Origin of the sequence: Archangium sp. Cb G35 (assembly GCF_001896145.1) — a bacterium.
In the GTDB taxonomy this organism is placed as follows: Bacteria; Myxococcota; Myxococcia; order Myxococcales; family Myxococcaceae; genus Archangium; species Archangium violaceum.
Genome location: NZ_MPOI01000016.1, coordinates 186,919 through 208,125, shown reverse-complemented (window position 1 = coordinate 208,125; position 21,207 = coordinate 186,919). Strand labels below are relative to the sequence as shown.

The following is a 21,207-nucleotide window of genomic DNA, read 5'->3' as shown; positions in this document are numbered from 1 at the left end:
AAGACGCGATGGGTGTGGCCTTGGTGCAACCAGTTCGGAGCGTGGTGCGACAGCCGGAAGAGGGCGCGCGGCCGGGGGGCAGCGCGCCGGAGGACGAGGCTGGCCTCGCACGGCGCGCCCTGGAAGGGGATCGTGCCGCCTGGAACACCCTCATCTCCCGCTACCAGCACCGCGTGGTGGTCTCGCTGCTCGCCCGGGGGGTCCGGGTGGACCGGGCCCATGAGCTCGCCCAGGAGACGTGGGCGCGCCTCATCCAGCAGCAACAGAAGGGGCAGCTCACCGAGCTGCGCCTGCCCAACCTCGCCCTCACCCAGGCGGCCTTCCTCGCCGCCGACGAGGCGCGCCGGGCCCGCCGCGAGTCCCTGGCCGGCCCCGTGGAGGAGCTGCCCGAGGCCCACCAACCGGTGGACCCGTCCGTCTCGGCCGAGCGGCGCCTGCTGTCCGAGGAACAGCTGGCCCGGGCCCAGGTGGCCCTGCGCGAGTGCTCGTCGAGCGCTCAGCGCGTCTTTCAACTGGCGTGCGACGGCCAGGAGCTGCCGCACGCCGAGGTGGCCGCGCGCGTCGGTTTATCCGTGCAGCGCGTCCGTCAAATCCTGTGCGAGGTCCGCAAGAAGCTGCGGGGCGCCCTCGAGGAGGAAGCACCATGAACCAGCCGCACATCCAACCGGCCGACGCCGAGCAGTACGTGCTGGGCGCGTTGGAGCCGGACGCCGCGGCGGCCCTCGAGGCCCACACCCTGGCATGCCCGCCCTGCGCCCTGGTGCTGCAACGCGAGGCCCTGCTGGAGGAGCAGCTGCGCGAGGTGGCCCAGGCGTCCGTCGAGGAGGCTCGGGTCATCCGCCCGGCCCGATGGAGCCGGCCCCGGGTGTCCGCCGCCGTGGGGGTGGTGATGGCGGCCGCGGCGGCGGTGACGCTCCTCGTCCTCCGCCCCGAGCAGACCGCGCAGCCGGGCACCCAGGACGAGGACTTCCCCATGATGGCGCTGCCGCTGGAGCTGCCGGAGGTGCCCGAGCGGCTGGTCGCCTGCCCGGACCTGACGAGCCAGGAGACGTGCGCCTCGGAGGCGCTGGCGCGTGGGCTGTTGGTGCAGTACCCCCAGGGTGTGGGAGAGGTGCCCCGCTACGAGGGCCACTCGGGAATTCCAACGGACGCGTTGAGCGCCACCGGGCCCTATCCGCTGTGAAAGGCACCGCCATGACCGACCGGATGAAGCAGCTCCAGACACTCCTGTGGGTAGCGGTGCTGGCCCTCGCGGGGCCCGCCTCGGCCGCCGACGACAAAAAGGCCCTGCCCCCGGGGTGGTTCGTCACCGAGAGCACGCCCAAGCTCTATGAAGCGGGCCTGGACTCGGAGGGCCCGTGCGAGGGCAACCGCAGCGCGTACCTGCGCTCGCTCCAGGCGGTGCCCTCGGGCTACGGCACCTTCATGCAGGCCTTCGGGGCGCAGACCTTCCGCGGCAAGCGGCTGCGCTTCTCCGCGGTGATGCGCACCGAGGACGTGCAGGGCTGGTCCGGCCTGTGGATGCGGGTGGAGGGGGAAAATCCGAAGGAGCCGCTCGCCTTCGACAACATGCAGTCGCGCGCGCTGGTGGGTACCACGCCGTGCAAGCGCTACGAGGTGGTGCTGGACGTGCCCCAGGAAGCCAAGGCCATCATGGCCGGGCTGATGCTCAGTGGCACGGGCAAGGCGTGGATGGGCGCCGTGCGCTTCGAGCCGGTGGACACCTCGGTGCCGGTCACCAACCTGATCGCCGAGAGGCCCCGCCGCCTGCCCTCCGGCCGCATCGGCGACATCCTGTTCGACGCGGAGAAGGTGGACTCCGCCGTGTTCCGTGCCCTGCCGCAGCCGGATGGAACCTGGAAGGACAACCAGTCCAACGTGCTCTCCCTGGTGGAAGGCAACCGGGTGAAGGGCAACCTGAGCAACCTGGCGCTGAACGTCACCATCAAGACGGGCGGCTCCTCCACCGTCATCCAGGGCCAGTGGGGCGCCGAGCAGGTGTTCATCGAGCTGGGCGCGGAGAAGCTCGTCATGAAGAAGGGCATCCACTCGCGCGAGCTGGTGCGTGAGGACGAGCGCCGGGATGACGGGCGCTGCATCCGCTACCGGGACGCCGGAGGCCTCTACGTGGCCGACTACCTCGACGTGTGCGGACTGGCGCTCAGCAAGAATCCGCCGCCGCTGCCCCTGGTGGTCGCCTTCCTCACGAATGACTTCCGCTCGGTCTCCGCCCAGCGGGGCGGCGTCACTCCGCCCCAGGCTCCCGTGGATCGGATCTCCCAGCCACCGCGCGCCATCCAGCAATAGACCCGCGTGCCCCTGGCGCCCACGCGTGGGTTGTGCTGAGCATCCGCGCATATGGAAACGCAAACACGCACCGCGCTCGTGACTGGCGCGAGCGGGCTCGTTGGAGGATTCCTGCTCGACGCGCTGCTCGAGGACCCGCGGTACCGGGAAGTGCACTCCCTGGGCCGCCGCCCGCTGCCCAAACAGCACCCGAAGCTCGCCCAGCACACCGTGGACTTCGCCCGGCTCGGGAGTGAGACCCTGCCGCCCGCGCAAGATGCCTTCTGCTGCCTGGGCACCACCATCAAGAAGGCCGGCAGCCAGGAGGCCTTCCGCGCCGTGGATCATGACGCCGTGCTGGCCTTCGCGAGCGCCGCGAAGAAGGCGGGCGTTCAACGGTTCCTCGTGGTGACGGCGCTCGGCGCGGATGCGCGCTCGCGCGTCTTCTACAACCGCGTGAAGGGCGAGACGGAGGAGGCCCTCAAGGGCATGGGCTTCGAGTCGCTCGTCATCCTCCAACCGTCGCTGCTGCTCGGGGATCGCGCCGAGAGCCGTCCGGGAGAGCACGTGGCCATCGTCGCCTCACGGGTGCTCGCACCCCTGCTGCGCCCGTTTGCGAGCCGCCCCATCGAGGCCCGCACCGTCGCACGGGCCATGGTCACCCTTGCGCACTCGGCGCCCCAGGGTGTGAAGGTGGCGCCATCGGGAGAGCTGCAGCAGCTCGGCCGGTAGGCGTACCTGGAACGCGGATGATGCTAATGCCGCCCCAACTCCCTGTCCCAGTCGTACAACTGCCCGTTCACCGCGTATCTGTCGGCGCTGGAGATGAATTCGAACTTCTCCAGGGGAAGCGCTGAGAGGCGCTCGCGCAGGAAGTCCGGATCACCGAGCACCTCGCGGTGTTTGAAATCGGTGTTCGCATCCACCACGACAGGCATCACCCGTAGCACGGCCTCCAGGCAGTCCTCTCGGGTAGCGCGAGCCATGCGCTCCACCGTCAGGGCCAGGTGCTCGCGGACCGAGGCAGGGCCTCCGGGGCACCATGCCTCCAGGGTCTTGCGGTAGATATCCTCCATGAGCTCTTCCAGCGTGTACTTCTTCCCAGGCCAGAACGCATAGCGAGGGCCCTGGAGCACGTCCCAGAATCGGAGCACCGAGGCGAGCCGGTTCGCCACGCGCTCCGCGCTCCGCGGTGGGGACGGAGACACAGCATAATGGAGGGCGCCCCAAGGGGTGCCCAGGCAGAAGGACTCGAAGGACTCACTCATGCGCTGGTGCTCCTCCTCCGGGACGCCTTCATCCAAACCCATGAAGACCTCGGCGAACAGGTGCACCCACCAGCGTATGCGGCCCAAGTCGAATTCGGCCCCCGAGTGCATCACCAGGACCTCGCCGGGCGGCACCTGGCGCATCTGCCGGGGCTGGGGAAAGGCACCGGTCTTGAGGTACTCCCGGGCCCACCAGTGCCCCTCGGCTCTCACCTTGCGAAGGATGGCGGCAGTGGTGCCGTAAAGCCACGCTGGAAACTCGAGCACCGGGGACAGTTCCGTGGTCACGGCTTTTCGCCCTACCACAGCGGTCAGACGCGCCTCAAGCGCCAGGCACTTCACTCGCTCCGAGGGCAGCGGATGCGTCCCGCCCGCTCAGCGGCAGTCCACAGGCAGGTAGACCTGGCCCTGGAAGCCCTTGGGACGTTCGCCCCCTTCATAGGCGCCCCGGATCGCCCTCTCGGCCAACTCACCACGCTGTTCTATTTCTTCCCTGGGCAACTCCTCTGCCTTCTGGGCCGCCCGCTCCTTCCAGGACGCATTGGGCTTCTTGCGCCGGTAGTTCCAGCGGTACAGGGTCACTCCAGGCTCTGGCGTGCGCCAGGACAACTGCCAGAGTGCTCCCCCATTCTCGAATTCGAGGAAGAGCGACCCCTCGAAGCCGGTGCCTCCCGCGAGCTTCTTGTCAGGCTCGACAGCCTCATTCAGAGCCGCCAGGTAGCGCCCCGCCTGTTCTCGCCCCTCCTTGCGCCCCTCTTCATTGTCCGGCTTGATCTCGAAAAGCACGAGGGCGTCGGTATCAGTGATGTCCGGGCGCAAGAGCCTCACGAACTCCGAAAGACGCTTGGGATTGCCCAACTTCCCCTTCCCCACGATGGTGAAGAGATTGACGGTGTCGAGGAAGACGGCGTTGGTGGGGTGCTGCACGCGGTACTCCATGCCAATGGCCTCATGTGCGGCCTTGCCAAGGAAAGCGCCCCAAGGCTCCCTGGAGTCAGGCTTACGACCAGGGAGCGTGGAGGAGGGCGGCTCCGCCTGGGCGCCGAGGGCCGCCATGAGCACCAGGAGAAAACCCGCCAGCCCCAAGGCGCTCCTCGTCCTGGTTCCACTGTTTTTCATGTCCGACATGCTCTCCAGGACGCACTCGTTGACATAAACGAGTAGGCGGCACCTTCCGCGCCTGTGGCGTCTGGCTAGAACGAGAAATCGCGCTCGAAGATCTCGCTGTTGCCCACCCGCACCATCAGGTGGGCGGTGCGACCGCCCCCGGTGCCGAGCTCGAACTGGAGACCTTCGGGGCCTTGTTGCGGCTTGAGCGAGGGCTTGCCGGGAGCCAGGAACACGGCCGCCGTCACGGCACGCCCCGCGAGGGGTTGAACCAGGAGCCGGGCCCGCTGACGCTCCCTCACGAGCACCACGCGGAACTCCCGCCGCTCCTCCAGCACTTCACGCTGCTCGGGATGGCGCGCCGCTCCAGGCCTGCGCGCGGGATTCTCCATGCTCCTCGAGCCGCGGGCCGCGGGGGCCGACTTCTCGTCCAGCGCCTGCTCGATGGCCTCATCCCCCTCCTCCAACGCCCAGATGGCCTGTGCACACTCGATGCATTTCTCCGTGTGCCCATCCACCCACTTCAACTCCACCGCCGACATCATCCCCATGTCGAAGCGCCACAGGTCATCCGCGCTCAGGTGCCGCTTGGGGGGAACTTCGACCGCCTCGGTATTCGACAGGTCCGCGCGGCAATCGCCACAGCTCTGCAGATGGGGACTCGGCCGCTCGGGCCGGGCACTCAGCGCGGCCAGGAAGTCGTCACAATCGGCGCGCTCCGTGAACCACCAGGCCCGGGTCCGCTCGGCCGTATCCAATATGTCCCGCTCGGCCCTGCGTTGTGGGTTGAGTGGGATGAACCAGCGGGCCTTGGGGCGCAGCACCGTATCCAGACGTCCCAGACCGTCGCGAAATGCCTTCCACCTTGCCGCCGCCTCGCCATCGAGCGCCCCATGAATGGATTCCCACTCGCCAATGGCCCGTGCGGCGGACTCGGCCCGGTCGCGCGCGGAAAGTCCGTCCATCGAGGAGGTGCGCCACACCTCGGCTTCTTCCCCCTCCTCTCCCAGCGCGGCCTCGGCGGCTTCCTCCGCGGCCTTCAGCAGCGCGGGTTGAAGTGCCTCGGGCTTCTGCGACCGGAGCCAGCCGTCGATGTCCGCCCGGCTCAACCCCCGCAGGGCCTGGTCGACGCCCTCTCTGCCCAACCGCTCGGCGCGCCGGAGAACGTCTCCAATCGCCTCGAGCGAACCACCGTTGGACTTGCCACCCCGGACGAGCTGCTCACGCCGGGCCTGATACCGAGAGAGTGCGTCAACGACCATGTGAGTACCCTCCTCCGGGTACGTGGGGGCTCACTCGTGCCCGCCCTCCTGCTGGAGGTCGAGCAGATAGAGCCGTAGGTAGGCCTGTGCGCGGCTCACGCGCTTGTACGAGTTGACCACGCTGATGTTCAGGCGCCGGGCACATTCCTCGTGATCCTCGACGTCCTGGTGGTGGTACAGCTCCCATGCACCCGCTTCCTTGGGGTGCTCCTGCTGCAAACGCTCGAAGGCGCGCCAGTAGAACTCCTGAGCCTCGGAGCGCTCCTCGCGCCGCCGGGACAGGTCCACCGCGCGAGCCACCTCGGAGGCAGGCTCCTCCATGGCCTCATCGGGATCCGACACCCCGGGCGCGAGGTCCTCGCGCTGGCGCCGGTAGAAGTCGATGGCCACGTGCTTGACGATGCGCAGGAAGAACGTCTTGGGAGACGCGCTCCGCCCGGGCATCTGCTCGGAGACGCCCCGGAACTGGTCCAGTCCCCGGTCGAGGAACTTGCCGACCGCGTCCTGATAGAGCTCGTCCGCGTCCGCCGGAGAGCCACGGCCATAACTGGCCTGAATCTTGGAGATGACATAGCGGGCCGGACGGGCCCAGCGCTCACACAACGCGCCAAGCGGGGCTCCCACGGCCGCACCTCCGGCGCGGCGCTGGAGCACCTCTGCGAACAGTTCGTCATCCGTGAGATCGTCGAACACCAGAAGGTCCTCGGAACGCCGCCGGGAGGCACGAGCTCCCCGCCTGGGCAGGGTGGGGTTCGCTGAAACGGCGGGTCAAGGTAGCACGACGGCATCCGAAGGAAGTCTCCCGATGACACGACCCTCGGATGTCCGACAGAGGGCACACGAGGGGTACTGGAGGACAGCGACGGAACCGGCGCCGGGAACCTGACGGCGGGGATTTTCCGCCCATTTTCCGGCGGGTTTTCCGGGTTCCGGGCTCCGGCCGGGCGGGCTTCGCCCCGGGTGCCCGGTGGCCCGGAACGACCCGGGAAGCCCGAGGGGTTGCCCAAGTGTCACCCCCTGAATACCCGGCAGGGGGCAGGAGGACAGGCATGTGGGGACCCCAGCCGGAAGCCGGACCTCCACCCGCTCCCGAGCCGCCCCGCGAGAGCGATAGCGAGCGCATGCTGCGCACCCTGCTGGGGAATCTCCGGGGCATGGCCTACCGGTGCATCAATGATCCCCTCTACCCCCTGATGTACGCCAGCCCGGGCGCCCTGGAGCTCACCGGGTACGGCCCCGAGGAGTTCACCCAACGCCATGTGCTCTGGAGGGAGCTGATCCACCCCGAGGACGTCCAGCCGCTCTGGGAGGGAATCCAGGCGGCGCTCGCCTCGCGGACGGCCTTCACCCTCGCCTATCGGATCCACACCCGGACGGGAGAGGAGCGCTGGGTGTGGGAGCGCGGGGTGGGCATCGGCGAGAACCCGGACGGGGTGGTCATCCTGGAGGGATTCATCACCGACATCACCCCCTTCAAGCGGGCGGAGCACCGCCAGGCCTTCCTGTCCTCGGTGAGCGAGACCCTGGCCAGCTCGCTCGACTACGAGGACACGCTGGCGCACGTGGTGCAGCAGGCGGTGCCGATGCTCGGGGAGGGGTGCCTGCTGGACATGCTCGAGCCGGACGGCAGCCTGCGCCGGCTGGCGGTGGCCCACGTGGATCCAGCCCGGGCGGAGCTGGCGTGGGAGCTGTCCCGGCACTACCCCCAATGGCGCGAGGACGCGGGCGGGGCTGGGGCCGTCGTCCGCACCGGGAGGACCGAGCTGTTGGAGAACGTCTCGGACGAATGGCTCATCCAGTACGCGAAGGACGTCCGGCACCTGGAGCTGCTGCGCAAGACCGGTGTCACCTCCGTGCTGACGGTGCCCCTGCACGCCCGGGGCCGCACCCTCGGAACGCTCACCTTCTTCCACTGCCGCGCCGGCCGCGGCTACGACCGGGAGGATCGGTTGCTGGCCGAGGACCTGGCGCGCCGGGCCGCGCTCGCGGTGGACAACGCCCGCCTGTACCGCGAGGCCCAGCTCGCGGTGCAACTGCGCGACGAGTTCCTCTCGGTGGCCTCGCACGAGCTGAAGACTCCGCTCACCCCCCTGCACCTCAAGCTCTCCGCCCTGTCCCGGGAGCTGCCGCGGTGCTGTGCCGGGGATACCCGCTCCGAGTCGCTCCAGCGCCATGTGACGGTGGCCCAGCGGCAGGTGCACAAGATGTCCACGCTCATCAACTCGCTGCTCGACATCAGCCGCCTCGCCCGGGGGAAGCTGAAGCTGGAGCCGGAGAACACGGACCTGGGCGAGGTGCTGGGCGAAGTGGCGGCCTGGTTCGCGCCCGAGGCGGTCCGGGTGGGCTCGGAACTGAGGGTGGAGGGAGAGGCGCATGTGTCCGGCTGGTGGGACCGGCTGCGTCTGGAGCAGGTCGTCACCAACCTGCTCTCCAACGCCATCCGCTACGGCGCCGGCCGGCCCATCCACGCCCGCGTGGAGGTGGTGGGAGGGCGCGCACGCCTGGTGGTGCGCGACGAGGGCATTGGCATCCCGCCGGAGGCCCAGGAGCGCATCTTCGGCAAGTTCGAACGGGCCGTCTCGGAGCGCCACTCCGGGGGCCTGGGCCTGGGGCTCTACATCACTCGCAGCATCGTGGAGACCATGGGCGGCACCATCCGCGTGGACAGCCGCCCCGGCCAGGGCTCCACCTTCACCGTCGAGCTGCCGTGCTTCCCCATCCCCGAGCCACGGCGCTAGCGGTACGGAAGGAGGAGCCTCCCGTCAGCCAGGAGACCCGCCGGAAGCGCCTGCTTCCCGGGCTGGGCTCACACCAGCCTGGGGTCGTTGCGGACGGCTCGAAGGGGGCGCGGGGTTGAGCCAATACGACCTCTGGTGCCGTACCTGGGGGCAGCAAGGAGGACAGGGGGATGTGGGGAACGCATCAGGAGTCGCCACACCCACCCGCGCTCGCGCGCAAGCCGGGCGGAACCGGAGAAGTCCCGGAGGAGACGGCCAGCGCGCTCCTGCTCGTGGGCGAGCAGATGGAGGACCTGGCGGGCCTGGAGGAGCTCCTGTCGCCCCTGGAGCCTCCCCTGCACAAGGCGGTCCCCTGGAGCGAGGAACTGGGGGCGCTGCTCGACGAGTCACTTGCCTGCATCATCGTCGACGCCCGGCGGAGCTGGACCGTGGGCATCGAGACGGCCCGCCGCCTGCTCGCGCATCCGCACGCCCGCTACATCCCCGTGCTCTTCCTCGGAGCGAGCTCCTGTGGCGAGGCGGACCTGCTGCGCGGCTACTCCCTTGGGACGGTGGACTGCATCCTGGAGCCCCTCTCCCCGGACATCTTCCGCCTCAAGGTGGAGATCTACCTCGAGCAGCACCAGCGGCAGGCCCTGATGCGGAGGGCGCTGGAGCGGGCCGAACAGGCCGAAACGGCCGCGCGCGAGAGCGAGCGCATGCTGAGCACGTTGCTGGGAAACGTGCCGGGGATGGTCTACCGCGGCCTGCCCGAGGAGCCCTGGGCCCTGACCTATGCCAGCCAGGCCGCCCGGTCCCTCAGCGGCTACACCCCCGAGGACTTCATGGAGCGGCGCCTGGCCTGGGGGGAGCTGATCCACCCCGAGGACAGCGCCCGCATCCGGAAGGAGATGACGGAGGCGCTCACCACCCGCTCGCCCTTCACGCTGACCTATCGCATCCGCACGCGGACGGGGGAGGAGCGCTGGGTCTGGGAGCGGGGGGCGGCCATCCTCGGGCCGGACGAGGAGGTGCGGGCACTGGAGGGCTTCATCTTCGACATCACCCCCGTCCGCCAGGCGCAGCGGGAACGGGAGCGGCTCCACGAGCAACTGGAGTTCCAGCACCAGCGCCTGCAGGCCATCCTCCAGCAGCTCCCCGTCGCGGTGCACATCGTCGAGGCCCCCTCCGGGCGGACCTTGAACTTCAACGCCCAGGCCGAGTTGCTCATGGGCCACCCCATGCTCCCGTGCACGTGCGTGAAGGAATACGCCCAGTACCACGCCATCCATCCGGATGGGCGGCGCTTCGCGGCGGAGGAGTATCCCCTGGCCCGGGTGCTGGCCACCGGGAAGCCCACGCCCCAGGAAGAGCTGCTCTACGACCGGCCCGATGGCTCCGTGCGGGTCTTCCTCATCAGTGCCGGGCCCATCTGGGATGCGAGGGGAGAGCTGCATGCGGCGGTGGCCAGCTTCATGGACATCACCGCGCTCAAGCGCGCCGAGACCCACCAGACCTTCCTCGCCTCGGTGAGCGAGACGCTGGCCGGCTCGCTGGACTACGAGGCCACGCTGTCCCACGTGGTCCAGCGGGCCGTGCCCGCCCTCGGAGATGGCTGCGCGCTGGACATGGCCGAGCCGGATGGCGGCCTGCGCCGGCTGGCGGTGGCCCATGTGGATCCGGTCCGCAAGGAGATCGCCCAGGAGCTGGCCCGCCACCATCCCTCGCGCATCGAGGATGTCTCCGGGCCCGGGGCCGTCATCCGCACGGGGCGCACGGAGCTGCGGACCGAGGTCACCGATGAGCAGCTCGTACGCCACGCGAGCGACGCCCGGCACCTGGAGCTGCTGCGCGGCACGGGCGTCACCTCCTCGCTGATCGTCCCCCTGCACGCCCGCGACCGCACCTTCGGGGCCCTGGCCTTCTTCTACTGCCGGGGGGGCCTGCCCCGCGCGAGCCGCGCCTACGGCCCGGAGGAGCAACGGCTGGCCGAGGACCTGGCGCGACGGGCCGCGCTCGCGGTGGACAACGCCCGCCTGTACCGCGAGGCCCAACGCGCGGTGCGGCTGCGCGACGAGTTCCTCTCGGTGGCCTCCCATGAGCTGAAGACGCCGCTCACACCCCTGAACCTCAAGCTCACCGCCCTGTCCCGCGAGATTCCCCGGTGCTGCACGGGAGAGAGCCACACCGAGGCGCTCCAACGGCACGTGGCCATGGCCAGGCGCCAGTTGTGGAAGCTCTCCACGTTGCTCAACGCCCTGTTCGACGTCAGCCGCATCGCCCAGGGGAAACTGGCGCTGGACGTGACCGACACGGACCTGGGTGAGGTGCTGGGCGAGGTGGCGGCCTGGTTCGCGCCCGAGGCGGCCCGGATGGGCTCGAAGCTGAGGGTGGAGGGAGAACCGCACGTGCCCGGCCGGTGGGACCGGCTGCGGCTGGAGCAGGTCGTCACCAACCTGCTCTCCAACGCCATCCGCTACGGCGCTGGCCGCCCCATCCACGTCCGCGCGGAGACCGAGGGCACCCGGGCCCGGCTGGTGGTGCGTGACGAGGGCATTGGCATCTCACCGGAAGCCCAGGAGCGCATCTTCGGCAAGTTCGAGCGGGCCGTCTCGGAGCGCCACTATGGAGGCCTGGGGCTGGGGCTCTACATCACCCGCAGCATCGTGGAGGCCATGGGCGGCACCATCCGCGTGGACAGCCGCCCCGGCCAGGGCTCCACCTTCACCGTCGAGCTGCCGTGCCGTCAGGAATGACGCGGACATTCCGTCCCTGGAGGCGATACGAAGATTCGGGCATCCGGCCGAAGAGGCCCTACAAGCCTGGTGGTTCGACTCCACCCACCTCCACTCTCATGGGGGTGACGCCGGCGGTCGGCACTGAATTTGGGATTCAGACAAACCGGCTTCTCCACTCGGGTGCCCACCCTTTAGAAGGAAGCAGCATCATGTCCCGCACCATCGTCATCGGAGACCTCCACGGGTGCTACGACGAGGCCCTGGAATTGCTCGACAAGGTGGGGGCCACCTCGAGCGATCGGATCATCTTCACGGGTGACCTGGTCGACCGAGGCCCCAAGCGCCGCGAGTGCGTCGAGCTGGCCATGCGGCACGAGTCCATCCTCGGCAACCACGAGGAGAAGCACCTGCAACAGCGCCGCCGCAAGGACGCCGACCTCATCCCGGATCACCTGGAGACCCGGCAGGCCCTCGGCCCCGAGCACCTCGACTACTTCGCCACCCTGCCCCACTCCATCCTCCTGCCCGAGCACAACGCCGCCGTGGTCCACGCGGGAGTGCTGCCCGGCAAGCCCATCTCGCAGCAGGACCCCTACCACCTGTTGCACGCCCAGTGCGTTCGGCCCCCGGAGCGCAAGAGCTACTGGCCCTCGAAGGCGCCAGCGGACTACCGCTTCTGGACGCACCACTGGAAGGGCCCCGAGCGCGTCATCTTCGGACACACCGTGTTCGACCGGCCGCTCGTCACGGAGTACGCGGTGGGCATCGACACCGGATGTGTCTACGGCCGTTCACTCACCGCGGTGGTGCTCCCCACGTGGGAGCTCGTCTCGGTGCCCGCGCGGCAGACGTACCGGGGCGGCAAGGACGTGGCCCTGCTTCCCGTCCACGGCGACGTGAACGTGTTCTCGTGAGCCACGGCGGAGCGCATGCGAGGCGGGCACATCTCCCCGCCCGCATGCGAAGCTGCCGCCCCGATGACACGCCTCCTCTCCCTCCTGCTGCTGCTCGGCCAGCTCCCGGCGCTCGCCGCGGAGCCACCGGCCCCCGCCGCTCCCGTCTTCGACAAGCAGGGCCGCACCCTGGGCGCGCCCCTCGCCGAGCGCGTCACCGATTACGAGATCGACGCCCGGTTGGATCCAACCACCCACGCGCTCACCGGCCAGGAGACGATCACCTGGCGCAACCGGAGCAACGAGCCGCAGTCCACGCTCTGGTTCCATCTGTATTGGAACGCCTTCAAGAATGACCGCTCCACGTTCTACCGGGAGGCCAAGGAGATGGGCGGCTTCCGGGACGCGGACGCGAGCTCGCCCACCTTCCCCGATAACAAACCGGACGAGTGGGGCTACTCGAACGTGAAGGCGCTCCGGGTGAAGGGCGGCGCGGACCTGCTGCCCACGCTGCGCTTCGAGCACCCGGACGATGACAACACGGAGGACCAGACGGTCTTCACCGTGACGCTGCCCGAACCGGTGCCACCCGGTGGCCACGTGACGCTGGAGCTCCAATGGGAAGCGCGCGTGCCCAAGGTGGTCGCCCGTGCCGGCCGCACGGACAGCGGCTTCTACCTGGTGGCCCAGTGGTTCCCGAAGCTGGGCGTGCTGGAGGTGCCCCCCGAGGGCGGCGCCACGAGCCCCCACTGGAATTGCCACCAGTACCACGCCACCTCCGAGTTCTACGCCGACTTCGGCACCTACGACGTGCGCTTGACGGTGCCGCGGGCGATGAAGGTAGGCGCCACGGGCGTGCTGGTGGAGCGCCGCGAGAATCCGGACGGCACGCAGACCCTGCGCTACCACCAGGACGACGTGCACGACTTCGCCTGGACCGCCTTCGAGCGCTTCGAGGTGTTCGAGGACGTGTTCCGCGCGCCCGGCCTGCCCGAGGTGGGGCTCACCGTGCTGGTGGATGAGAAGCACCACCGCTCGGGACCGCAGATCATCGCGGCCGCCAAGGCGTCGCTGGAGCACTTCGGACGGTGGTGGACGCCGTGGCCGTATCCGCACCTCACGCTGGTGGCACCGCCCACGGATGGCATGGAGGCGGGCGGCATGGAGTACCCCACCTTCATCACCGTGGTGGGCCGCACCGAGCCGGGCGAGCCCAAGGACTTCGCCATCTGGCAGACGACGGTGCACGAGTTCGGCCACAACTACTGGCAGGGCATGCTGGCCTCGAACGAGTTCGAGGAGCCGTGGCTCGACGAGGGCATCAACAGCTATGGGACCTACAAGCTGAGCCTCGCCGAGGGCGTGAGGGCCAACCCGGCCGACTTCTTCCCCAGCCCGCTGCGGGGATGGCTGGGTCCCCTGTTCACCACGGACTGGGACGAGCGCGACCGGATGCGCGGCACGAGCGGTCTGCGCGAGAACTCGCCCATCGTCCAGGCCTCGTGGAAGTACCGGACCACGGGGGACTACTTCCGCAACAGCTACGGCCGCCCCCAGGTGACGCTCTACGCGTTGGAGCAACTGGTGGGCGAGGAGACCATGGCGCGCATCATGCGCACCTACGTGGAACGCTGGAAGTTCCGCCACCCGCGCAGCGAGGACTTCTTCGCCGTGGTCAACGAGGTGTCCGGGCAGGACCTGGGCTGGTTCTTCGATACGTTCTTCCGGGGCACGGGCACGCTGGACTACGCGGTGGGCTCGATGTCGTGCGAGGCGCGCGCCGGGAAGAAGGGCTTCTTCGACGACGGCAAGGGCGGCGTCCAACTGGTGGAGCGCGAGCCCCGGGGCGCGGCGAAAGACGACACGGTGAAGCGTTGCGAGGTGCAGGTGAACCGGCTCGGGGACGTCCGCATCCCGGTGGACGTGAAGGTGACGTTCGCGGATGGATCGTCCCAGGTGGAGCGCTGGGACGGACAGGCGCGATGGAAGCACCTCCTCTTCGAGCGCACCGGCAAGGACGCCGACATCCAGCAGGTGGAGCTCCAGGCCGTCAACGCCCTGGACATCCACCCGGCCAACAACTCCCGGACGAAGCAGATGTCCGGCCAGGTGGCCATGTCGCTGTTCGGCTGGGCCACCTACGCGGGCCAGATGCTCTCCACCGTCGCGTCCCTCCTCTTCTGAGCCAGAGCCATGAATTCCCTCCGTTCGATTCTCACGGCGCCGCTCCGGGCCTTCTCCGAGCTGAAGCTGCTCGGCGTGCTGCTGGCGGCCAACCTGTGCATCGCCCTCATCCAGTCCATGCCCGTCCTCCTCCCCGCCATCAGCCGGTTCGGGCACTCGCTCGCTGGCCGGGGCCGGCCCTTCCCCTCGCCCGAGGCGGTGTTCGACTTCAGCAAGCTGCTCGCGCAGGGCGGAGGCCCGTTCCTCGCGGGCCCGGTCATCCTGGGCATCGTCCTGTCTTTCGGGCTCCAGCTCGTGCTCGCGGGCGGCATCGTCTCGCGGCTGTGCTCGCCCGGGCGCTTCTCGCTGGCCGGCTTCGCCCGCGACTGCGCCGCCCAGCTCGGCCGCAACCTGCGCCTGCTCGGATGGGCCCTGCTGGGACTGCTGCCCGTGGTGGGGCTGGGGGTGCTCATCACCGTGCTCTTCTCCCGCGCGAAGAAGCCCACGCTGTTCACCCTCCCTGGCGAGCACTGGGCACTCGAGAACCCCTTCACCTTCTGGAGCCTGACGCACCTGGCCCTGATGGTGGTGCTGTTCGCCCTCTGGCGGTCGAGCTTCGACCTGGCGCGCGTCCAGCTCTACGCGGATGACCAGCGCAAGACGCGGCTGGCGGCCTGGCGTGCGCTGAAGCAGATGGTGCGCTCGCCGGGAGCACTCCTCGGCTACATCGCAGTGGGACTGCTGGGCCTGGCGGTGGTGATTGTCTTCTCCCGGTTGCACGCGGCGGTGCAGGTGACCAGCACGGGGAAGGCCTGGCTGGCGCTGCTGGTGGCGCAACTGGTGGTCCTCGCGCGGCTGGGCTTCTCGCTGTCCACCACGGCCTTCACCGTGGACGTCTACCGCGCCATGGCTCCGCTGCCCGTCCAGCTCCCGGACTCCGAGGCAAACGCAGCCGAGCCAACACCCGCCTCCGCCGCCACGCAGATGGTGGGGGCGGAGGCGCAAGCCATCGGGAATGATGCGGGACGTTCCTGAACCCCTGGAGGACTTCATGCATCGCAGCCGGCTCGCCGCATTCGTCATCGACTGCAAGAGCGAGGACATTGAAGCGGCCACGACATTCTGGAGCAAGGCGCTCGGAAGGCCCGTCGTGCCGCATACACCGGAGGATCCCAAATACCGCGAGCTCACGGCGGCCACCGAGGAGCCGATGATCCTCGTGCAGAAGGTGGAGCATCCGGGCCGCATCCACCTGGACATCGAGAGCGATGACATCGAGGCGGAGGTGAAGCGGCTGGAGGCGCTCGGAGCGAAGCGGGTGGAGTTCATCACGCGCTGGTGGGTGATGGAGGCGCCGACGGGCCAGCGCTTCTGTGTCGTCCGCCCCCAGCGCGGGCCCCTGGAGTCCCGCGGCAACGAGTGGAAGAGCGAGGGCTGAGGCACCCCGCGGAAGCACCTCAGGGCGGCGCGGTCATGAGACCCAGCACCTCCGCACCCGCCGCCCGGGCCCCATCGAGGGCGGCAACGACCTTGCCATAGGGGGCACGATCATCCGCGGTGAAGAACAGGAGCCGCTCTCCCACGGGCCTGGCGGCCAGGATGCGCGTCAGGCGCGGGATGAAGTCCGCCTCGCTGACGGGCTCGTTGTTGAGGGTGAGCTGGCCCTCCGGAGAGACGGTCACCACCACCTGACTGGCCTCGGGCTCCACGTGAGACGACTCCTCCTTCATGGGGAGTTTGACGTCGAGCTCCTGATTCATGAGGGGCGTGACGACCATGAAGATGATGAGCAGTACGAGCACCACGTCCACGAGCGGGGTGACGTTGATGTCCGCGTTCGCCTGGCCTTGGGGCAGCACGAGCTTCCTGTTCCGGGTACGCATCGCGAGCCTCCTGACTACGGCTTCTCCGGCTTCACCACGCCAATGGCCACGCCCCTGGCGCCAGCGGCCTGCGCCAGTTCCATGACCTTGCGCACGTCTCCGTACGAGAGCGCCTGGTCCGCCTTGAGGAGGAGCCGGCGGGAGGGCTGCTCGCGCAACTCCTTCACGAGCCGGGCCTGGAGCGCTGGCGCATCCGCATAATGCTCGGTCTCGACGAAGGTCTTCTTGTCGGGCGTGACCGAGAGGATGAGGGGATCCCCCTTCTTCTCCTCCGTGACGTGAGTGGCCTGGGGCAGTGTCACGTTCTTGCCCCGCTGCATCATGGGCGTGACGACCATGAAGATGATGAGCAACACGAGCACCACGTCCACGAGCGGGGTGACGTTGATCTCGGCCTTCATACCGCCCCGGCCACCGCCGACGTTCATTCCCATGGGGATTCGCACTCCTGTGTGAGGGGGGAGAGTGGATCCACCCTACGCAGGCGATGGAGGGCGTTGGCCGAGGCCCTCCCATGATTCGGTCATCGTTGCGTCATGGCGCGGGGCACACCGTGGCCCGAAAGAAGAATGCGGCGGTGCATTCCAGCTCGCACACGTCGGTCCGGTCCAAGTGTAGATGTCTATACTTGGTGTATACTCCAAACACACATCTCAGGTGTAGATATCTACACTTGGCCATCCTAAAATTCGGACGGTCTGACCAAGCCATGGACACGTCCGGAACTCGAGACGTGCGTAAGTCCTCAGAATGAGATGAATACGCCGTTGGCTCGCCAACTGCTCTCTCCCTCCTCGGTCGCAAACGCGGCCCGGGCCACAAGGCGTGGCCCGACCCATCCCAAAGAGGGGGAAGACACATGCAGAAGCAGAAGACGTTGGCGGTTCCTGGCAAGGAGATGAGCACTGCCGCCCTGACGACTCTCGAAGACCTGACGCTCGACGAGATCAAGGACATCATGAAGGAGATGACCCGGCAGAGCAGCACCAACCAGTACCAGATCGGCGCGATGTACAATCACATCGTGAACCGGAAGCTGGCGGAGCTGGCCGGGTACAAGGACGCGGCAACGTACCTCAACCAGCACGTGAAGGCGCTCTCCAGGTCCACCCTCATCACGTACGGCATGGTGGCCCGTAACTTCATCCCGGACATCTGCGCCCAGTACGGCATGTACCACCTGCGCGCCCTGATGCGTTATCTGGATGCCACCAGCATGACCGCGTCGGCGGACCCGGGTCCCATGCTCATCGACGTGCCGCAGGATGATGACACGATGGTGAAGAAGCCCTTCGCCGAGTGCAGCGTGGATGAGGTGGAGCGCGCCGCGCGGGCGAAGCGGGCCACGCCCATGGTGAGGGTCCCCGTTGCGGATCAGGCGCGTCTGTTGTTTCTGGCCGACAGCATCCACAACCAGTTCGAGGGGGTGGCGGAGGTGCGTTTCACCTCGCGCAACAAGGAGGGGAAGACGCTCATCAGCCTGCAGGACGTGCCCATGACGGAGCTGGCACGGCTCACGCAAGCGATCCAGGAGGGCATGGACGCGGAGCCCACCCTCACGCTGATGCAGAAGCCGTCCGCCGCGTGAGGTGAAGTCACCGGGCGGGGAGGGACGTCAACCGGGCAAGGCTGGTGCTCCCTCCCCGCTTTATTCCACCCCATGGCAGCTCTTATGAGCGAGAAGCAACGGGCGGCGCGAGCTCGGGCTCACCCGGCGTGGGGGGCACCGCGCGAACAGGCGCGATGTCCCCTCTTCTCATCCTGAGGGCTTCCTGGCTGCTTGGCTGGTCGCTCTCCAACCGGGTAAAGCGGCCCCGCTTCTTCAGTGGATGGTTTCACCATTGGGAGTTTGATAGCCGGAAGCGCGGCCCTCCTGGCCGAGCGGCTTCCATGAAGAATCGACGTCACAGCACTGCATCCGCATCTTCCCACCTCGGCAAGAGCACCGGGAGCTTGTCCTCGGCTCTCGCCAAACAAGAACTCCATGCGCTCGTCGGTAGCTCGATCCCCGACCGGCCTGGAGTGTACGCGCTCTTCCATTGCTCCGACCTGGAGCGGCCCCGCTATATCGGCTTCACCAGGTCACTCGGGTTGCGCGCAACGTGCGAGCGGCGAGCGGAGCTCCTCCGGGGCCGTCGTGGCATTACTCCTCAGGATGTTCTCTGCCGTTATCTTGTTCTCGGGGACGACGTCCCGGCCCTGAAGGCAGCCAAGAGCGAGTTGCTCGAGCATTATCAGCCCGAATGGAACAAGCTGCATGGGTTTGGAAGCCTGGATGAAGCTGGCCGTTCCCGTACCCACCCCGATTCCTGGCAGTCCCGCTATCCCCTTCTCGATGAACCACAGCCTGGGGGGCCATCTCCCCTGGAGCCGTACCGCGAGAACGAAAACAGCTTCATCGAACTGCTCCTGCAAGCCCTGACCGAGGAGTTTCCGGAGAACGATGTCCGGAAGATGTGCGTGTGGCGGTACGGGTTGGGTGACGAGGAACCGCTCACCCTGGAAGCAGTGGGAACGCGCTTCGCTATAACGAGAGAGCGGGTGCGCCAACGCATCAAGAATGCGCTCCAGCGAATCGCGAGCCGCAGAGCGCGTCGGGCCGAGGCATGCCGCCAGTTCCATGACTACCTGCTGGCCAGGCTGCGGCCCGAGGAGGACGAGTTCATTGGCCGGCTCCTGGACTTCGTGGAGACCGAGCTCGCCCAGCTTCCACGTGGGCCCAACGCTCTCAAGCTCGTCCTGGCGCTTCTCAACAAGGCCGGGGATGAGCGGCTGCTCTCGGAGGCACTGAGGGCCGCCCAGGAACGTGATGAGGCCGAGCACGAGGAGCAGAAGCGTCTCGCTCACCAGGGCCGCTTGCGACAGAAGATGGCCAGGCACCTCGAGTCCGTTGTCTGGCCGTCCACGAAACGGCTCATGGTGCGTGGGACACCTTTGACGCAAGCCAGGAAGGTCAATCCTGACAGCGACGGGAAGCCCGGGTCGTTCTACAGCGCGAAGCTCGGAAGGAATGTCGAGTACGAGTCCCAGCTCGAGCGCCGCTTCTTCATGCTCCTCGAGTGCCTCGATGAGGTGGTCACATACCAGGAGCAACCCTACGCCGTCCCCTACATGCTCGACGGTAAACCGCTCACCTACTACCCCGATGTCGTGTTCATCCTGGAGAGTGGCGAGGCCATCGTGGCGGAGTTGAAGCCGTGCCTCCACATGGCCCTCCACGTGACCCGCTGCAAGTGGAAGAGCCTCCAGGCCTTCTGCGAGGAGCGGGGACTTGGAATGCTGATGACGGATGACCGCGGCCGGACGTTGGAGACGTTGAAGCAGACGCGCGTTCCCGCCACCTTCGAGACAGCGCTGCTGAAGAAATTGGAACGAGGCCCGCTGCGCTGGCGCGACATCGCCGACCTCAGAATGGAAGACGTTCCGTGCCATGCCCCGCAGGCGGTGGTCCTCCGGCATGACCTGGTCATGCGCCTGGAGCCCTTCTCCATCGAGCGGAAGAAGCAGCGCTGAGGATCAGAAGGCCCCCGAACAGGGGCGGGAATGTCCGCGGCCGACTTGCCACGTGGCAAGTGCCAGCGCTGGCCGTCGCCGAGCTCCACCTGCCGATGTGCTTCCGGTGCGCTGGCTACACCACCGCTTGCCGGCTGGCGCGGGAGACGTGTTCCTCCCCGGTTTCCGAGAAGCGCCGCGCCAGCCCGGCCGCGCCCTCCGCGCCACGCTTCGATGCGTACTCCAACTCGGCAGGCAGCAGGGCCTTGACGGTGACGAGCCGCACGTCACCGAACGGCGAGGGAAACAGCCGGGGCAGCGAGCGCGACTCCTGGCCGAGCAGCACCCCCACCCGCCCCTCAGTGGTCACGAGAGACGCGGGAATGCCCTTCCCCGCCACCTCCAGCACGACAAGACCCGCCTTGGCCCTCTCTCGCACGTGCTCCTGGGTCACCACTTCCTTTGAGACTCGATCCAGCAGCATGTAGGGCCAGCTTCCCTCGATGGCATCGAGGGGCAACTCCGCCTGCTCCGTCTCCAGGACGAGTTCCAAGCCGAAACCCACGGAGGGCTCCAGACGGGCGATGAAGGGGTCCGAGAGGCCCTCGGAGACGAGGAGGATGCGCCCTGCCTCCCGGTGGATGATGGCCCAATCCTGCCGGTGGCCCGGCCATTCGTAGCAGATGGCCCGTGGGGCAACGGCCATCTCGTCCAGCCTGCCGAGCGACTTCCACGCGGCACGTCTGGCGGCAGGGGGAGGCTCCAGCAGCTCACGACACCTGCGCTTGTAGGCGCGCTCCTCGTCGCTGATGGGACTGGGTCCGGTGACCTCCCTGAAATCCAATCCCGAGGCCCCGGTACGCTCGAGCGCCTCCTTCACGTCCTCAGCGACAAGGAGGGCTTTGGGATAGCCCCAGGGCCGGAATGCCTTGGCATCGCCCACTTTGGAGGGGTCGATGCGCATGCCATAGACGGACCGATAATACCCAAGCTCGTCGGGCCAGTTGTCTTCGGGTTCCCCATACCGCACCTCCTCCGAGGCTGCCTCATCAATGCACTTCACCAGGCGCGCGACGTTGACGAGGAAGTAGGGCTCTGACCGCGAGTCCACCTCTGCGGGGTAGAGCTGCACATCGCCAGAGGCCAGTTCGGCGAGGGTGTTGGCGACCTTCTCGGTGACCACGGGGAAATCCCCCGCGTCTGCGAACGAGAAATCCAGTGGGCTGCCGGGGTGGAGGATGGGAACGCGAAGGCGGCCGTCGAAACGGACAGGCACCTCGTTGAGGTACAGCCGCGCTCCCACCTTCTTTCCTTGAGCGTCCAGGGTATCGTCGAGCACCCAACGCTCCGGGCTGCTCATGTCCTCCCTTAGCCTGAAGTACTTCTTCGGCATGTCGT

At 68.0% G+C, this 21,207-nt stretch carries 20 protein-coding genes; 12 read left to right on the top strand and 8 right to left on the bottom strand.

Annotated elements, in window-relative coordinates:
* Positions 1 to 23: 23 nt before the first annotated feature.
* From BO221_RS41480 to BO221_RS41465, 4 genes are read left to right on the top strand one after another with little or no spacing between them, the layout of a single operon-like run.
* Positions 24 to 647, top strand: coding sequence for an RNA polymerase sigma factor (locus BO221_RS41480; protein WP_233166491.1), 624 nt, complete (start codon positions 24 to 26; stop codon positions 645 to 647).
* Entirely contained in the window at positions 644 to 1,183 is a 540-nt protein-coding gene (locus tag BO221_RS41475; protein WP_073566446.1) for a zf-HC2 domain-containing protein, read from the top strand. The genes BO221_RS41480 and BO221_RS41475 overlap by 4 nt, the downstream gene beginning before the upstream one ends.
* Positions 1,184 to 1,194: 11 nt before the next feature.
* Entirely contained in the window at positions 1,195 to 2,307 is a 1,113-nt protein-coding gene (locus BO221_RS41470) for an AraC family transcriptional regulator (protein ID WP_143195990.1), read from the top strand.
* A 51-nt stretch (positions 2,308 to 2,358) separates the two neighbouring features.
* Positions 2,359 to 3,018, top strand: a complete 660-nt coding sequence (locus BO221_RS41465; protein WP_073566445.1) for an oxidoreductase — start codon at positions 2,359 to 2,361, stop codon at positions 3,016 to 3,018.
* 23 nt (positions 3,019 to 3,041) lie between these two features.
* On the opposite strand, the gene BO221_RS41460 is transcribed toward BO221_RS41465, so the two are convergent.
* The 4 genes from BO221_RS41460 to BO221_RS41445 all read right to left on the bottom strand — a co-directional run bounded on the left by BO221_RS41460 (position 3,042) and on the right by BO221_RS41445 (position 6,616).
* Positions 3,042 to 3,842 (bottom strand): hypothetical protein, encoded by an 801-nt coding sequence (locus BO221_RS41460; RefSeq protein ID WP_073566444.1) that lies wholly within the window; start codon positions 3,840 to 3,842, stop codon positions 3,042 to 3,044.
* Between the two features lie 87 nt (positions 3,843 to 3,929).
* Positions 3,930 to 4,640, bottom strand: coding sequence for a hypothetical protein (locus tag BO221_RS41455; RefSeq protein WP_233166490.1), 711 nt, complete (start codon positions 4,638 to 4,640; stop codon positions 3,930 to 3,932).
* A gap of 107 nt (positions 4,641 to 4,747) precedes the next feature.
* The gene (locus tag BO221_RS41450) at positions 4,748 to 5,923 is read right to left on the bottom strand and encodes a hypothetical protein (RefSeq protein ID WP_073566443.1); all 1,176 of its coding nucleotides are present in this window, start codon (positions 5,921 to 5,923) and stop codon (positions 4,748 to 4,750) included.
* Between the two features lie 30 nt (positions 5,924 to 5,953).
* Positions 5,954 to 6,616, bottom strand: coding sequence for an RNA polymerase sigma factor (locus BO221_RS41445; RefSeq protein ID WP_073566442.1), 663 nt, complete (start codon positions 6,614 to 6,616; stop codon positions 5,954 to 5,956).
* Positions 6,617 to 6,972: 356 nt separating this feature from the next.
* Between BO221_RS41445 and BO221_RS41440 the strand changes: the two genes are divergently transcribed.
* The 6 genes from BO221_RS41440 to BO221_RS41415 all read left to right on the top strand — a co-directional run bounded on the left by BO221_RS41440 (position 6,973) and on the right by BO221_RS41415 (position 15,872).
* The gene (locus BO221_RS41440; protein WP_073566441.1) at positions 6,973 to 8,661 is read left to right on the top strand and encodes a PAS domain-containing sensor histidine kinase; all 1,689 of its coding nucleotides are present in this window, start codon (positions 6,973 to 6,975) and stop codon (positions 8,659 to 8,661) included.
* 170 nt (positions 8,662 to 8,831) lie between these two features.
* Positions 8,832 to 11,396 (top strand): ATP-binding protein, encoded by a 2,565-nt coding sequence (locus BO221_RS41435; RefSeq protein WP_073566440.1) that lies wholly within the window; start codon positions 8,832 to 8,834, stop codon positions 11,394 to 11,396.
* A 191-nt stretch (positions 11,397 to 11,587) separates the two neighbouring features.
* Positions 11,588 to 12,292: a metallophosphoesterase gene (locus BO221_RS41430; RefSeq protein WP_073566439.1), complete on the top strand. Its 705-nt coding sequence runs from the start codon at positions 11,588 to 11,590 to the stop codon at positions 12,290 to 12,292.
* A gap of 63 nt (positions 12,293 to 12,355) precedes the next feature.
* The gene (locus BO221_RS41425; protein ID WP_073566438.1) at positions 12,356 to 14,455 is read left to right on the top strand and encodes a M1 family metallopeptidase; all 2,100 of its coding nucleotides are present in this window, start codon (positions 12,356 to 12,358) and stop codon (positions 14,453 to 14,455) included.
* 9 nt (positions 14,456 to 14,464) lie between these two features.
* Positions 14,465 to 15,469 carry a hypothetical protein gene (locus BO221_RS41420; protein WP_073566437.1) on the top strand — a complete coding sequence of 335 codons (1,005 nt, stop codon included), beginning with the start codon at positions 14,465 to 14,467 and terminating at the stop codon, positions 15,467 to 15,469.
* A gap of 16 nt (positions 15,470 to 15,485) precedes the next feature.
* Positions 15,486 to 15,872 carry a VOC family protein gene (locus BO221_RS41415; RefSeq protein ID WP_073566583.1) on the top strand — a complete coding sequence of 129 codons (387 nt, stop codon included), beginning with the start codon at positions 15,486 to 15,488 and terminating at the stop codon, positions 15,870 to 15,872.
* 19 nt (positions 15,873 to 15,891) lie between these two features.
* On the opposite strand, the gene BO221_RS41410 is transcribed toward BO221_RS41415, so the two are convergent.
* Together BO221_RS41410 and BO221_RS41405 are read right to left on the bottom strand one after the other, a co-directional pair.
* The gene (locus BO221_RS41410; RefSeq protein WP_073566436.1) at positions 15,892 to 16,317 is read right to left on the bottom strand and encodes a biopolymer transporter ExbD; all 426 of its coding nucleotides are present in this window, start codon (positions 16,315 to 16,317) and stop codon (positions 15,892 to 15,894) included.
* Positions 16,318 to 16,331: 14 nt separating this feature from the next.
* Complete coding sequence (locus BO221_RS41405; RefSeq protein WP_073566435.1) at positions 16,332 to 16,751, bottom strand: biopolymer transporter ExbD; 420 nt, start codon at positions 16,749 to 16,751, stop codon at positions 16,332 to 16,334.
* A gap of 425 nt (positions 16,752 to 17,176) precedes the next feature.
* Between BO221_RS41405 and BO221_RS41400 the strand changes: the two genes are divergently transcribed.
* Positions 17,177 to 17,905, top strand: coding sequence for a hypothetical protein (locus BO221_RS41400; protein ID WP_073566434.1), 729 nt, complete (start codon positions 17,177 to 17,179; stop codon positions 17,903 to 17,905).
* Between the two features lie 494 nt (positions 17,906 to 18,399).
* On the opposite strand, the gene BO221_RS55145 is transcribed toward BO221_RS41400, so the two are convergent.
* Complete coding sequence (locus tag BO221_RS55145; RefSeq protein WP_073566433.1) at positions 18,400 to 18,732, bottom strand: hypothetical protein; 333 nt, start codon at positions 18,730 to 18,732, stop codon at positions 18,400 to 18,402.
* A 39-nt stretch (positions 18,733 to 18,771) separates the two neighbouring features.
* Here BO221_RS55145 and BO221_RS55140 point away from each other — a divergent pair, with 39 nt between their 5' ends.
* Entirely contained in the window at positions 18,772 to 19,830 is a 1,059-nt protein-coding gene (locus BO221_RS55140) for a sigma factor-like helix-turn-helix DNA-binding protein (RefSeq protein ID WP_073566432.1), read from the top strand.
* A gap of 115 nt (positions 19,831 to 19,945) precedes the next feature.
* Here the strand turns inward: BO221_RS55140 and BO221_RS41385 are convergent, their stop codons facing one another.
* Positions 19,946 to 21,202: an imm11 family protein gene (locus BO221_RS41385; RefSeq protein WP_073566431.1), complete on the bottom strand. Its 1,257-nt coding sequence runs from the start codon at positions 21,200 to 21,202 to the stop codon at positions 19,946 to 19,948.
* Between the last annotated feature and the right edge of the window lie 5 nt (positions 21,203 to 21,207).

Bases quoted from the DNA above. Each gene is read 5' to 3' on its own strand.
- BO221_RS41475 (WP_073566446.1), top strand. From the start codon at position 644: ATGAACCAGCCGCACATCCAACCGGCCGACGCCGAGCAGTACGTGCTG.
- BO221_RS41470 (WP_143195990.1), top strand. From the start codon at position 1,195: ATGACCGACCGGATGAAGCAGCTCCAGACACTCCTGTGGGTAGCGGTG.
- BO221_RS41465 (WP_073566445.1), top strand. From the start codon at position 2,359: ATGGAAACGCAAACACGCACCGCGCTCGTGACTGGCGCGAGCGGGCTC.
- BO221_RS41450 (WP_073566443.1), bottom strand. From the start codon at position 5,923: ATGGTCGTTGACGCACTCTCTCGGTATCAGGCCCGGCGTGAGCAGCTC.
- BO221_RS41440 (WP_073566441.1), top strand. From the start codon at position 6,973: ATGTGGGGACCCCAGCCGGAAGCCGGACCTCCACCCGCTCCCGAGCCG.
- BO221_RS41435 (WP_073566440.1), top strand. From the start codon at position 8,832: ATGTGGGGAACGCATCAGGAGTCGCCACACCCACCCGCGCTCGCGCGC.
- BO221_RS41430 (WP_073566439.1), top strand. From the start codon at position 11,588: ATGTCCCGCACCATCGTCATCGGAGACCTCCACGGGTGCTACGACGAG.
- BO221_RS41425 (WP_073566438.1), top strand. From the start codon at position 12,356: ATGACACGCCTCCTCTCCCTCCTGCTGCTGCTCGGCCAGCTCCCGGCG.
- BO221_RS41420 (WP_073566437.1), top strand. From the start codon at position 14,465: ATGAATTCCCTCCGTTCGATTCTCACGGCGCCGCTCCGGGCCTTCTCC.
- BO221_RS41415 (WP_073566583.1), top strand. From the start codon at position 15,486: ATGCATCGCAGCCGGCTCGCCGCATTCGTCATCGACTGCAAGAGCGAG.
- BO221_RS41410 (WP_073566436.1), bottom strand. From the start codon at position 16,317: ATGCGTACCCGGAACAGGAAGCTCGTGCTGCCCCAAGGCCAGGCGAAC.
- BO221_RS41405 (WP_073566435.1), bottom strand. From the start codon at position 16,751: ATGGGAATGAACGTCGGCGGTGGCCGGGGCGGTATGAAGGCCGAGATC.
- BO221_RS41400 (WP_073566434.1), top strand. From the start codon at position 17,177: ATGCAGAAGCAGAAGACGTTGGCGGTTCCTGGCAAGGAGATGAGCACT.
- BO221_RS55140 (WP_073566432.1), top strand. From the start codon at position 18,772: ATGTGCGTGTGGCGGTACGGGTTGGGTGACGAGGAACCGCTCACCCTG.
- BO221_RS41385 (WP_073566431.1), bottom strand. From the start codon at position 21,202: ATGCCGAAGAAGTACTTCAGGCTAAGGGAGGACATGAGCAGCCCGGAG.